Source organism: Halomonas sp. KO116, from assembly GCF_000734975.2.
GTDB classification, from domain to species: Bacteria; Pseudomonadota; Gammaproteobacteria; order Pseudomonadales; family Halomonadaceae; genus Vreelandella; species Vreelandella glaciei.
Genome location: NZ_CP011054.1, coordinates 123957 through 136961, shown reverse-complemented (window position 1 = coordinate 136961; position 13005 = coordinate 123957). Strand labels below are relative to the sequence as shown.

The following is a 13005-nucleotide window of genomic DNA, read 5'->3' as shown; positions in this document are numbered from 1 at the left end:
GGAATTGTAGCAGGGACAAGAAAGTAGCGGGGGGCCTGAGCATGCCCTTAAGGGCATGCTCAGAGCTAAAAGCGGAGTTTGACCGGCAAGAATCGTGTTGTGGAAGGCGTAACGCAGCGGATATAGGCTGTTGGGCAGATAGGTCGGCCTTCGATCGGGCCAAGCTCTGAGGCGTACCGGCTCAACTGCTCTACATCAGAACTGTAAACTTTTAGTTTATCGCGGGTCTTTGTATCACAGATAACAATCTGCGCTTCATCATTGTAAAAAAGCTGATCAGGAATAAACCCATTAGGCTGACTATTAGTTATATAACGCTTTTCACTAGCATACATATCACATCTTAATAGCTTGTGTGGCATTTCATTTATGTAAAGACGTTCATTACTATCAAATACGGACGATAATACTAAAAAGTCACAAAGATATAGACAAAATGATAACAATGGTATGCCACACAATACAAATACGAACACTTGATCGCTATTAGATATATATACCTGCCATTGACTGGTAAAAATGATTGCAATGCTGGCAAGCAATGAGGCCGATACAAGCAAAATACCATAAGAGTAGTATTTATAGCGGCGTACTATATTGTTGTGATGAGCCGATACTAGGTCATGAAAGCGTGAATGCTCCTCAATTCCTCTCCGGCGTGGATCGACTATTTCCATAATATCCCAACTCTGCCAAAGGCTTTATGTGCTAACGCATTTGTTTTTAGTATTTCATTTCTTACGCTCGATAGTTTCATATACCGTTCACGTAGCAGTGCGTAGTTTGCTTCTGTTTCATCTATCAGCTCCCTTTCCCAGGCTTCCGCTCTGTTAAAAGCTGAGGATTTGTAATTGGGGTTGTTACGTCCCGTTCCCTTAGGTATGTGAGTTGCCTTGATTTGACCACCCTTCGTGCTCGGAGGTCGAGATCCAGCACGCATCCAAATACACTGCAAGCTGCCCTTATAGGGGCGTACTCTAGTGATGAATCGTGGCGTACGGTCATCTGCCTCCTCAAGCATATTTTCCCAATGCATATCACATATCATTTTGGCGTGTTGATAGGTGCGTTCTAGCTCCGCATCAAGCTCCGAGAGAATCGCTTGCATACCGGTCATGCTCAAGGATGCAATTTCTTGGAGTGGCATGTAGGACCTCTCTGCTAGGATGAATACCAATTACTATCTATTGGTATAAAATTTTATATACCAATAATTGGTATAAATCAGTCAACTTGTATTGCCAGCACCAATAGGAAAGGAAATCACACGAAAGCAATTAGCCATTTCTATTGGTATAAATATAGTAACTTAGGGCATATATACCAATATTGGTATATAGCCCACAGGTTGTTGATTCTATTTCTATTGGTATATAACTGTCAACTTTCATCACCTATACCTCCGCCTGAACAAGAATAAAAGCCTATGGTTGCGCGGCTTAAGCCCTTCGAGCGAAGGAAAAATCTTACCCAAACAACCATCTAAACATAATGATATAACACATGCTGAAAGAGCCTATTTATTTCTTAATAACACTATCGAGGAGGCTATTTCCAGGCTTCGTTGGTGCTTTACTGTTGTTTTGTTTTTTAGATTTTGAAGGTTGTGGTATTGATTCCTTTGGCCTGTTGTTTTCTTCGGCATCATAGCTTTGATGCTTTGACGGCATTTTTTGTTCACCGCCAATGGCATTCGTCGGGGTTGAGCTATAGTCTTTCTTGCTCACAGCATAACCATCTTTATTATCGTTCAATTTCTCTTGGTTCGACTCAATAGAACTGTCGCTATTATCTCTATCCAGCTCTGACACGATTGCCCATCTTCTATGGCTTGTTACACCATTGCCTACCAATCGTTCAATGGGATTGTTTTTAAAAACTACAGCTCCAAAATATAAAACCCACATATCATGGATACGCAACAATTCCCTCAACCTGCCTTCATCTGTTTTAATAGGTGATAATACTCGGTAGAGAAAATGATGCTGAGAGGGATCAATAACAGCCTGTATCAAGTAGCTCTTTTGATGCATATCAATGTGATTGAAATAGCCTAATATATTCTGCGCATCAGTTACGTTTGGAGTATAACCGAGCTCTAGAAATCGCAAAATATTTTCAGCATTGCTTACCATTGCTTTTGGAAAATAACGAGAGCCCTCTTTTGACCATTCGTATGTCAGCGGATTCACATCAGATCGGATATGCCCACGTATTGCTATAACTTCACTCATAATAATCACCATCGCAAAGTTTTATAAATATTAAATAAAAGGGGTAGATGAACTACCCCCATGTTTTACTATAATGACATTACCATTCGCCTATTTCTTTCCGCTTAAGAGCCTCATACAAATATCCAAAGACATTTAAATAAATACTATAATCACTAACAAGTAACCTATCAGCACCAGATTCCTTAAGAGCTATTGATTTGAATATTTCAGCTCCACCAGCTGTTAGGATGCATATTTGCGGATCAATAGAGCTTGAGCTTAACGCAGTTCTTAGATATTTAAAGGCGGACTTGCCAATATTATCAGCTGCTTTCTCGAAAAAAGGTTTAACATCTACTAACTTAGTATTAACGAGAACTTCCCAGTCATCGGTAATGATACATTGCTCAATATCGTTTGGTGCTAGTTTTAAATTCGGGTTCTCTGCAAGTATTAACCGTTCAGTTTCAAGGCATACAGCTCTTACACTTTGGCGAGTTGAACCAGCACTTTGCTGTAATACATGCTCTCCTTTATTTATAACTACCCAATCGAACGTGCCGTAACCCGGATCGGCAACAACGGTTATAGCTTTTTTGAGTATTTTTCGGATATTTTCATCAGGCTCAGCTAGATAATAACCATGAAACGACCCTAGCGGCTGGGGTATAACTATTACTTTTTTAACTTCAACAGTTAAATCTTCATCAATTTTATGTTTCCCAACACTAAGCTCTATTACATCTTTAACTGCAACAGGAGATTTATAGAATTCTTCGCAGGGTAGTCCTAATACGAGGCAATCAATTCGATCCATTCCAAGCCGTTTTAGCCCGGTATAAAGCAATGCCTTCCACTCGTTCGTATGCTTATAAGCATCTGAGTAGTCTTTATTGATATTTGGTGTTAGTCCGAAATCAATACCCCCTTGCCACTTTTCCCCGTTAATTAGGACTGTTTCGCCACCTATCTGGTTACCCAGGCTATGTGGCAACTCACGTACGGGGCATGCCCCAGCTGGCAGTAAAAACAGCTCTAGCTCGATATCTGAGTCATTAGGAGCCACAAGCCGTTCACGCAGCTGTTCGACGCTGACAGCCGTTGTTTTACCACCTTTTAGATTATGGAAGCCTATGTCGAGACTGCCTATGTTCATAGAATTTGGCATTTTTTTACCTCATTGATGTTCGATATGTTGGCCCATCCATGGTGATATGATTATACATTATATCTGTATATTAAGGAATAGATGTATATATTTATGTCGTTTCTATTTGTATGGATGTATATTATACCGTTCCAAGTAGGCCTCTGCCGTTGTTAAAGCCCTGTTTTTCGTGCTTTTGGACATATCCAAATATACAGATAGACATTCATATATGTTTGTATTATAAACACAGGCTTTATTTGTATGACTGTATATTTACAGCAGAATAATAGTCAGCTTTGCATTGGGTAATTGAGATGATATTCAGTAATGATTTGGATTTTTTTAACGGAGGGGAGGGTATTGATTAGAGGAGGGCAGCCCGCCCATACATGAGCGGGTAGTTATTTAGCAGCGTTATCTTATGAAGCGAGTGAGGCGGGGGCTTGGTTCTTTTGTGCATTTTCCCGGTTCAAACAGAAAGGGCAGCGATAGCTCGATTCTTGAGAAAAGCTAACAAAATAACTGACGTTACAATCAGTGCAATTTTCGTATTCTGCTTCTGCGGAGCGCAGATCAACAGCAAGCGTGTAGCAATCATTAATGTTCGCTAGCTCCGTATGTGGAGCGAATTCACCTTTCAAATGACGATACGTGTCATAAGCGCTATTCAATGCGGTAATGCTGACATGCTGGAAAATGCTATCACCACCATACTTGCGATAGGCCAGCATTATTATCGAAAATTCTTGCCTATGTGCAACTCTCTTGATGATTGTCTGCGCCTGCCGTGTGCCCCTTGGAGGCTGTGGCCAGGATTTGCCTTCCTCTTTGAGCGACATTCTTAGCCTGTTGAGCGTTTTCGTACCTAGCCCAGACTCGATCTCAATAATTTTATTGACATATCCACGAAGTATTAGCTCACGTGCGAGTGTGATGCGTTGAATTGATTCGACACCTAATTGCATTACCCGACCCCTTGTTTAAGCCAGTGCCGCTGCTGCACGCTTCATTAAAGCGGTGGTAGCTGAGGCATGTTGCATTTCTAATATAATATTTGGCTCAAACCTGAGCCGGAAATCCAGATGTAATTCTGTACAAATATCATGGATTGCAATAGGCGAGGCCTGTCCAAGGAGAATTGCTGTTTCTTGGGATATACCAAAGCGAACGGCCGCAAGCATTGGATTTTGAAACGCTGCCCGTGCAACCAGCTCCCAGTAGATCCTCTCAACCATATTCAACTCAGAGTTCGATGATATTACTAATTCAGCCGTACCAATCGCTACGATGTTCTCCAGCTCTATGTGCGAAAATAACGGTATGAATGAGCAAATCACCCCGGAGGACAATTGCTCGCATTCGCGTGGAGAGAGTTCGGCAATCGCACTGACGATATGCGGCTCTAATGCAAAAGCCTCTGCTGCCTGCTCAGGTTGCTGAGTTGAGATCTGATGGAGTATCCGCCAGACACTCAAATCCCAGCGATAAAGGCACGACGAATAATGTGGTATCGAGGTTGGCATAGATGCTCCAGTTTACTTCAATACTTGAAGCAGATTGTTGTAGATCGCTAGTATCCTGGCGCCATAGCTCCGAGCACGTACTTCATCAGACCAGTGGTGATAACGGCCAATACCGAGCTGCAAATCATTCGGTGCCGAATCAATGGTTTCACGTAGTATCTCTGCGCCGACCAGTAGGTTTTTCTCTGGAATTAGTAGCTCAGCAAGCGAACTGACACGATGGCCATGGTACCGACTGTTGACCTGCATTAGCCCTATATCAATCGAGGTATACCGTTCAAGATACCCTTGTAATTCACTTTGAGCAGCTGAAAGGTCGGGCTGGTAGTTTCCTGGTTCACTGACCACACGAAGCGTATATGGCCATGGTTGTATTTCACCATCGTTGGCTCCGCGCCATGCGCTTTCCGCTAGTGCTACAGAATAGAGAAGGAGGGGGTCAATGTTATGTGCTCGCGCTGGAGCCTCATACATAGTGCCGGACAACAGACTACTTTGCTGTGCGTGGTTCAGTGACGCCGATGCAGAAAGAGGAAACGCTGTCAGCGTAGACGCTACAGCAAGTGCAGAGAGGATTTTTGAGGCTTTCATTTAATAATTACCTTTGGGCTGTAAGCTGACAGCGACAGATGAGGGCAATTATCAATGGGTAATGAATACCGGCAAGGGCATTTTTGTATCTTTTCAGTTACATACGCAGTGAATTATCCATTTAATTAGGCTTGCGCGAATCAGCATATATAATTGGGTTAACTAAACGTGCGAGGGCAGACCGTGAAATCTCTATCACTTAAAACAAATGTATTCCTAGCAGCATGGCTTCTATGTACAGGCATACTGATATTTGTATATTTTGGATGGCTGGCCTTTCCTAATGATATGGCTACCAAAGCCTATTTCCTAGGCTGGCTGGCCTCCTCGAATGCTCTCTTGACGGTAATGCTACAGGCGTCCCGTATAGCCCTAGTGACTTTGATCATGGGTTGGGTGGGGGTATTGGCTCTAAGCATTATTGATGTAGGCATTATCCCGAATGAATACGCCATTGTGTTCGGTACGTTGTTAGCCTCCACATTGTTCGCTGTTGATCAGCGCTTCGTACATATCGCCTCATACGGAGGATTTGCTAGACTCAAAACACTTCCACAAATTCACCCTTCAGATAGCAGCGAACGAGCATGGCCATCCGGCCAAAATAATGTGAAAGGTGGATTCCTACTGAATCACGGCGGCTCCGCTGCCGATGATCTCAATTCAATGACGCATAGAGCTATGGACAGTCCTGATCTATTAGCGCAAGTTCCTGGCCTAGACTATAAAAAACCCCGTATTTAGAATACGGGGTGCAGTTTCAGACATTGTTTCATTCAGGTTTTGGTGGTGCGCGCCTTTCCTTCGGTTTTATCTCCTCGCTACTGCTTTGCGTTGACTGATTATTAGTTTGGCGTTGGGGCATATTTTGCGGCTCTTGAGCCACTGGATCATTGCCATACTCAGACCAAGTGTTTTGCTGGAAGTCTGGATCTTGTGGCTGGCCATTTCCTAACTCATTGCTCAACGGTGTATATGATGGCTCTGAGGACACTGCATTCATAAATGACTGATCATCCCCAAGAACATACTGCATGCTTTGTGTGTCGGACTGAGTTAATGGCTCAGGAGAACTCAAAACTGTATCAGTAAAACCTTGGCCACCTTGTGTCGGGGCAGGTGCCTCACTTGCCATAGCTGCTGGGCCTGGTGACGGTTGGCCACTTTGCATTTGTTGCTCATTAAATGGAACACGAGGTGCATCTTCTGCTAGCTCGGATGCTCCTGCACTACTAACTAAAAAATTGGTGAAACCGCCACCACTTTCTCCACTATTACCGCCCATCGTTTGATTCCCAGTAGAGGGGGGCAGTTCTATCGGGGTGTAATCTGAACTAGAGGGCGATGAAGGCGGTGCGTCAGGATTACTCTGAACATTTAAAGGGCCATAATCTGGGCTCTGTTTCGGTAACGTCGAGGTGTCTACATCCTGAGCAAGGCCCTCATGTGCAGGAATATCTCGCTGTCCCGTCGAAGCGCCTTCTGCTGAATCTCGCATCTGTGATATAGCAGATAATGCCGGGGTAGCTGAGCCCGTAGATATTACGCTATCAATAAGGTTGGCTTTTATGTTCTCTGCATTTTGTTGAGCACGTTCTGGGTCATCAATACCTTGCTTCTCTAGCAGCGCCGTTTGCTCTTGTACAAGCTTATCGGTGTAGTGGTTTAGGTATCCTTCTTGGGCTGAGCCAGTGCCCATAGCGGCAACTATGCCTGTCTCACCTTCGGACAAACCGAGATTCTGATTTGCATCAAAGCGTGCGGCAAACAGTTGCTCATTGTGAGCGCGTTCAGTGGGAGAAGGCTGCTCTCCAGATCCAGAATCACCACTTATGAAATCCTTTGCCGCTGAGAATAAACCACCTACCGATGAACCTATACTTTCAGCTTCTTGACGAATATCCCGCTGTTGACCTATTTGCATGAGAGTTTGTGGGTCTACATTACCAACAGAGGAATAGTCTCCATCTTCCGTTCTAAGAATAGCCTCAGCGACCGCTGGATCAGCGTCCTTGGCCCCTCGATGCCCTAACGAATTTAGGTTAGATAAGTAGTTGCCCATTGTTTCACTGCCATTATCAATTTTGGCAATTAACTCAGCTCTTTCTTCGGCTCCCATAGACGCAATGTGATGATCAGCATGTCGCTCATTCACTCCCATACTCTGTGCAGACCCATTTCCGCCAAGACTAGCAACTACGTTTTCCATGGTGCTTGAGTCAGTTCTAGCATTCTCAGCAGATCTTGAGAGCTGTGTTTCTGCAGCTTCAAATGACTTGCCGCTGACTTCTTGAACATTGTTTCTATCCGTCTCCTCAACAGCAGACGTATTTTGTGCATGTGCGCTGCTAACGGCGGCTGGAGTGCTTCCGCTAAAGTTCACAGCTGAATATTCATCTTCGGGAGTAATACCACGATTGGCATTATTACGAAGATCAGTCATTGAACCACTCGGGGCAGTAGGAGGCGTAACACCCCCACGAACCTCATCAGTGACAGGGGTACTATCCAGGTCAGGGGTCCGCTCGCTAAGGGATGAGTGCTCCATAGGATTGGGTGCTTCCTGGCCGGTAAAATCACGACCCATGGCGCCACCGGCAATATTCAAGGCTTTTGACATACCACTTAGGTACTCTTGTTCACTACCATAGGAACCTCTGTTCGTCATGACTTCAAGGCGAGCCATTGCTTGCGCTTGGGCTTCACCAAATCCGTGATGCTCCTGGAGCACATCGGTACGTTCATTAACCTCACCACTGTTTAAGAACGCCGCTTCCTGTTGTAATTGTTTTGCTGCAGCGGTTTGACCGTCAGTAGACGGTTTAACGAGGTTTTGCGATAGCGTTGCCCAATCATAGCTGTCATTAGCTCCATAAGAGCTTGATAGGGAATCTATGGATGAGAATGTTTGTGAAGCCTGGGTGGCTTCACTCGCTGATTCAAGTAGATCCTCTTTATTTGATAAACCAAGTGAATGAACATCTTCTTGCCTATCACTGCGCGTAAGGTCTTGGGCAACTGAACGAGAAAGTTGGGCCATTTGCTTTTCGGAAACACCGTTGTCGGACATATAGCTTTGAAGCTGCGAATCCGAAATTGAGAACTGGTTGGAGTCGGTATTCGTTGTCCCTACGCTTGTACTAGCCCCAGCGCCACCCAGTTTAGTGCTAAATCCGACATTGGCGGTTGCGGCAGCTGCAATCTGGTTCGCCACCTGATTACCTTCCGATCCGGTATAACCTAGATCACGCGATAAGCGCTGGGAGGCTCCCATCACTGCTTCTGAGCTTTCAGACCCAGTGCTCTGCACTGAGGCAGCAATACCGTTGGAAAGCGCTTGCCCACTGTTAGTGCCGGCAGTTTCTTGAATCGAGCTACCCAATTGCTTAGTGAAGTTCTGTGTTGCAGAAGCCATATGCGATTCAGCGGAGGAAACTGCACTACCAACGGTGGAGCCAATTGCAAAAGTACCCACTGCTTTCTCGGCGCCTGTATTCCGTTGGCCTTGCGTCGGGTCCTGGGTTTGTTTAGGCATATTTTTCAGCACCGCATCGTTGGTAGCGGCATCGGGATTAGACATTTTTTCATTAATATGATCGCCCCCCTGCATTCGACCAGCGAGCGAAGTCATCGCGTAGGATGAACCGGTCACTAATACCAGCGTAAGGATCGGGGTAGCCGCTGCGAGCATCCCCCCTGTGGCAATCCAGTTTTCCAATATATCGCTGGACCGCGACAAGGCATAAAAGGTGGATATCCCCCCTGTATCCATACTGTATGACGCCATTTCCCTAGATGCAGCCATATGTAGAAACAGATTAATGATAGCGAGTACCGGCATCCATAGCTGAGTCCAAAGGAGCATCTGGCCATACTTAACAGCTAGCTGAATGCCAAACCCTCCTAGCACCACTAGAAAGGCCATAAAGGGAGTGATGGCGTACACAAAGCCTTCGATGAAGGCCAGCATCGGCCGAACAATCGACATAAACATGGAAGATTCAGCCGACCATTGGGTGTTTCGCTGTTGGATCGCCTGGTTCACCATCATGCTGCTGGTAAAGTCGCGGAAGTCACGATACTTGCCAGCGGCAGCCTCGTGATAAACAGGTTCAATAAGAGATAACTGTACATAGTTTTGAGCATCAGACATGCCAAGGCCAAGAGCATGCATCGCACCATCAAGCTTGGAAAAAATATCGGTATAGATATCGTGATCCCGCATTACTGCAGAAATTGCGTCTTGGGAGTCAGGCATTCCGATGGTCGATAACATATCTTGAATGCGGTCAAATCCCTCGGAGCAGTTTACATGCGTTCCTCCCACTGGGCCGTCGTATACTCTGGTGCCAAAAATTTCACTATCAAAGCGAAGCGCTGACATAGTGTGATTGGTAAACATTTCCTCGGCACTAATGAGATTACGGTCGAGTTTCACCAGTGTGCATTCGGTGATGTAGGTGTGAAGGCTTCTACGTAAATCAGCATCGCCGCCAATCTGGCCATTTATGGCGCTAAAAACGGCAGGATCAGCCACACCTTTGCGCACATCATTCAAGAGCTTCAAGCTATCTGCAAAGTGGTTTGATGTAACGCTCGGTGATATTACCCCATAACCCGTTTCAAACAGCGACGTGATCGAGTATCCCACTGTCGAAATGATACTACCTGCTCCAGCTACGCCAAGCGGCACTTGGGAGACTACACGTGCGTCGCCGGTATACGCATCTTCAATAATGACGGTAGCGGTGGGGCCAAAACCACAAGCATAGAGAATCCAACACACCAAGATTTGCTGAAAGGGGATCGTCTGGCCACCACGGAATAAAGATTGGAATGCCATGATTAAAACACCCAGCAATAAGCCGGAGGAGACCATTTTGGTGAAGTCTCCAGTGTTCGTCACCATGGCAATAGCTATCAATATTTGCTCTAGAAACGCAGAGTCGCCAATGGAGTAGATCGTAAACATTACTTAGCCCTCTGCGCTGACATGTCTTGAAGCGTGTAGCGATTCAGGCTGATCGACTCAAGCGTTTGATGATAATCAGATAGTATTGAGTTCATGTCTGGATAGAGCAGTGATAACGAAGCAAACTCACTTTCGAGACGAGCTTGTGAAGACATTAGGTTTTCGACAACCTGGGGTGCCCACGGGTTATTGCTATTGCTTACCGTCGTTATACTGGCGTGGATCATGTTCGTGGCAAGGCCATGTGCCATGTGAAGCGATAACGTCGTCAAGGAGCGATTAACAAAGAACTGAGCTGCACCTGGGTTGACCGCTGCAAGATTGCGCAGCATTGACGCTAGGCTATCGGGCAACGAGGCCATAAAGTCTTGTTCTTCATTCGTCAGCGTGCCGATGTTAGCGGCCATTTTGGGCAGGATGCCTGGAGAGGCCGGAACACCGCCTGAGCCGTCATGGCCAAGAAGGGTGCGGCGGAAAAGCTCTGTGAAGCCGACGAAATTACTAATTATTTTCGTGTCACCTGATGAAATATTGCATTCTGTAGAATCACTTGAGCAGTCATAGACACGGATATCGCCCGCCTGCATTAAATCTTCCAGCGTCAGTATATTGCCAGCCAACATATTAAGATCCTGCTCACCATCGTCGTTGTACTTGCCGACAATAGTAGAGCCGCTGATCGACATAATGGATTCTAAAAGGGCGAGATCACCGCCTGGGAACCAAGAATGCGCCGCATTTCTTCTAAGCTCTTTCCACACGATATTGCCGCGAACTGCAGCTCGGCGCGTTGCCCCCGTTTCATCGAGAAACTGACCGGTGCTTTTACCGGAGCTTTCGGAAAAGCTATCAAAGAAACCATCAACCAGTCCCATAGAGCTAGCTTCGGTCATGCCCTGAACATGTTCCGAAAAACCAATCGCATTGATCGTGTCATTCACAACACCTTGTGCTGCTTCGCAAGAGTTCAGCATTGAACCATTCATTGCGCGAACAACTTTCTGGAAGTTTTCGATCCACTTAGCCCCCAACGGATATACCGTATCGAGGGCTAGCTGAAAGGCGTACCCCTGCGCATTTGCCGCTATGGCACGAAGCATTTGTACCATCTGGTCGGAGTTTATAAACGAGAAGCTACCCATATGCATATCCACCCCGCCACAGCCTGCGGCCCAAGAGGGTGGGGTAACACGAACGAGGCTTTCCGTCATGATCGGGTTTTTTGTTGTAACCCTACCTCCGGTGATGACCCCTCGCCGTTGGGATTCCCATACACCTGGAGGCGTGGTATGCGTCATACCCATAAAGATGCGATCCATTTGGCTTTGGAGGCCACTTGCCCGCACATCATCGGCATAGGGCATCAGCAATACAGATGAGCAGACCGCCGCTAGGGCGGTCTTTTTAAACCGTGAGGCAAAAGCAATAACACGCATATTAGCGACGCTCCGGTGATAATGATGACGGGGCAGGTATTTGTAGTGATTGAATCAACACAGCGGGGTCGATAAAGCCGGTCGGATCGTCAGGATTGCTCTCAAGGTTAATCGGCTGCTTAGCCAAATTAAGGTGGAGGTTATTGACGGTCCGGGTTCGGTTGTACTCCTCCTGAGTGACCAGCCCCATTTGCATGGCGCCCAATACAATTCGTTCACGAAGCTCAGTGAGTGACGTAGCGCCTTGCGCCAGCGGGATAAACTCAGCTTCTTGGGATACCAGATAAATGGCTGGCAGTGCTTGGACGCCTAATTGCTCTGCATGGCCTTGGTCAGGACGCATCCGGGGGAAGGGGGCACCCGGCAGGTCTTTGCCATCCATACTGATTGGTGTCATTTCAAACTGACCATTCAAATGCGCCAGCACTGGTGCCATGGTTTGGCATAGCCGACATTCACTGGAATAGATAACAAACAGACCAGCCGTACTTGCGATTTTATCGAGCAAGGCGGTACGTTGTTGACCGGCGAAACGATCGAGGTCTTGAGCTGCAAAAGTTGAGAATGGGCGTCGTGACGATTCATCCAGCATGGCGTTGCCCATGGTGACTTTCTGCGCAACTTCGGCAAATTCACCACTTCGGTCCATCGCGTATCGCTGGAGGGTAAAGAATGCTTGAACGTTTTCAGGCGATGGATCATTCCAGGCCCTATCCATATATTTAGGAAGGTTCTCGCGCATCCACTCAGCAGACAATGGTGGTGGTGGTTCACTGGGCGCAGGCGCCATTTCCTGAGGCTTAGGGGGCTCTACTACAGTAACCGTAGGTGGAGGCTCGGGAGGCGGTGGCTCCACTATCTCGGGCTCCTCCTCATAGGTTTCATTGTAGAAAAACCAGCCTTCTTCTTTACGCTCCGTAAAGCGGGCATCGGCTATATCGTTCGCAATGGCAGCCATTGCCCATGGCCCTAGCGCGATAGCGAGGGCGAAAGGTGCCAACAGCTTATTCGTGTATCCAGCGTGCATGAGCAGTCCGCGAAGTATTTGCAGTTGACGGTATGCTATGACGGAACGCAACAATGAGGGGGGCGGCTAAGGCACCCTTAAGGGAGTGCG

Annotated in this window: 11 protein-coding genes; 1 reads left to right on the top strand and 10 read right to left on the bottom strand. The window is 46.5% G+C overall.

All coding sequences use genetic code 11. The features are described 5' to 3' along the window. Positions 1–65: 65 nt before the first annotated feature. The 7 genes from KO116_RS25265 to KO116_RS23600 form a co-directional block, all read right to left on the bottom strand. Positions 66–677, bottom strand: coding sequence for a hypothetical protein (locus KO116_RS25265; RefSeq protein WP_144408672.1), 612 nt, complete (start codon positions 675–677; stop codon positions 66–68). After that, positions 668–1147, bottom strand: a complete 480-nt coding sequence (gene mobI / locus KO116_RS23625) for a conjugative transfer protein MobI(A/C) (protein WP_035564288.1) — start codon at positions 1145–1147, stop codon at positions 668–670. Before mobI ends, KO116_RS25265 begins: the two co-directional genes overlap by 10 nt. 373 nt (positions 1148–1520) lie before the next feature. Further along, entirely contained in the window at positions 1521–2234 is a 714-nt protein-coding gene (locus tag KO116_RS23620) for a hypothetical protein (protein WP_035564286.1), read from the bottom strand. Between the two features lie 79 nt (positions 2235–2313). Further along, positions 2314–3384: a ParM/StbA family protein gene (locus tag KO116_RS23615; RefSeq protein ID WP_035564283.1), complete on the bottom strand. Its 1071-nt coding sequence runs from the start codon at positions 3382–3384 to the stop codon at positions 2314–2316. Positions 3385–3785: 401 nt separating this feature from the next. After that, positions 3786–4331 (bottom strand): FlhC family transcriptional regulator, encoded by a 546-nt coding sequence (locus KO116_RS23610; protein WP_035564281.1) that lies wholly within the window; start codon positions 4329–4331, stop codon positions 3786–3788. Positions 4332–4346: 15 nt separating this feature from the next. After that, on the bottom strand, positions 4347–4889 hold the full coding sequence (locus tag KO116_RS23605) for a hypothetical protein (RefSeq protein ID WP_035564278.1): 543 nt from the start codon (positions 4887–4889) through the stop codon (positions 4347–4349). Positions 4890–4901: 12 nt separating this feature from the next. Beyond that, positions 4902–5363 (bottom strand): transglycosylase SLT domain-containing protein, encoded by a 462-nt coding sequence (locus KO116_RS23600; protein WP_082072733.1) that lies wholly within the window; start codon positions 5361–5363, stop codon positions 4902–4904. 300 nt (positions 5364–5663) lie between these two features. Here KO116_RS23600 and KO116_RS23595 point away from each other — a divergent pair, with 300 nt between their 5' ends. Then, positions 5664–6224: a hypothetical protein gene (locus KO116_RS23595; protein ID WP_144408671.1), complete on the top strand. Its 561-nt coding sequence runs from the start codon at positions 5664–5666 to the stop codon at positions 6222–6224. Positions 6225–6252: 28 nt separating this feature from the next. On the opposite strand, the gene KO116_RS24390 is transcribed toward KO116_RS23595, so the two are convergent. From KO116_RS24390 to traF, 3 genes are read right to left on the bottom strand one after another with little or no spacing between them, the layout of a single operon-like run. After that, on the bottom strand, positions 6253–10452 hold the full coding sequence (locus KO116_RS24390) for a conjugal transfer protein TraG N-terminal domain-containing protein (RefSeq protein ID WP_052703884.1): 4200 nt from the start codon (positions 10450–10452) through the stop codon (positions 6253–6255). Beyond that, the gene (locus tag KO116_RS23585; RefSeq protein ID WP_035564274.1) at positions 10452–11888 is read right to left on the bottom strand and encodes a conjugal transfer protein TraH; all 1437 of its coding nucleotides are present in this window, start codon (positions 11886–11888) and stop codon (positions 10452–10454) included. The genes KO116_RS24390 and KO116_RS23585 overlap by 1 nt, the downstream gene beginning before the upstream one ends. Before the next feature lies 1 nt (position 11889). Then, the gene (traF, locus tag KO116_RS23580; RefSeq protein ID WP_052703883.1) at positions 11890–12915 is read right to left on the bottom strand and encodes a conjugal transfer protein TraF; all 1026 of its coding nucleotides are present in this window, start codon (positions 12913–12915) and stop codon (positions 11890–11892) included. Between the last annotated feature and the right edge of the window lie 90 nt (positions 12916–13005).

Excerpts from the sequence above, each read along its gene's own strand:
- KO116_RS23600 (WP_082072733.1), bottom strand. The coding sequence starts at position 5,363 with ATGTATGAGGCTCCAGCGCGAGCACATAACATTGACCCCCTCCTTCTC.
- KO116_RS24390 (WP_052703884.1), bottom strand. The coding sequence starts at position 10,452 with ATGTTTACGATCTACTCCATTGGCGACTCTGCGTTTCTAGAGCAAATA.
- KO116_RS23605 (WP_035564278.1), bottom strand. The coding sequence starts at position 4,889 with ATGCCAACCTCGATACCACATTATTCGTCGTGCCTTTATCGCTGGGAT.
- KO116_RS23585 (WP_035564274.1), bottom strand. The coding sequence starts at position 11,888 with ATGCGTGTTATTGCTTTTGCCTCACGGTTTAAAAAGACCGCCCTAGCG.
- traF (WP_052703883.1), bottom strand. The coding sequence starts at position 12,915 with ATGCACGCTGGATACACGAATAAGCTGTTGGCACCTTTCGCCCTCGCT.
- mobI (WP_035564288.1), bottom strand. The coding sequence starts at position 1,147 with ATGCCACTCCAAGAAATTGCATCCTTGAGCATGACCGGTATGCAAGCG.
- KO116_RS23610 (WP_035564281.1), bottom strand. The coding sequence starts at position 4,331 with ATGCAATTAGGTGTCGAATCAATTCAACGCATCACACTCGCACGTGAG.
- KO116_RS23620 (WP_035564286.1), bottom strand. The coding sequence starts at position 2,234 with ATGAGTGAAGTTATAGCAATACGTGGGCATATCCGATCTGATGTGAAT.
- KO116_RS25265 (WP_144408672.1), bottom strand. The coding sequence starts at position 677 with ATGGAAATAGTCGATCCACGCCGGAGAGGAATTGAGGAGCATTCACGC.
- KO116_RS23615 (WP_035564283.1), bottom strand. The coding sequence starts at position 3,384 with ATGCCAAATTCTATGAACATAGGCAGTCTCGACATAGGCTTCCATAAT.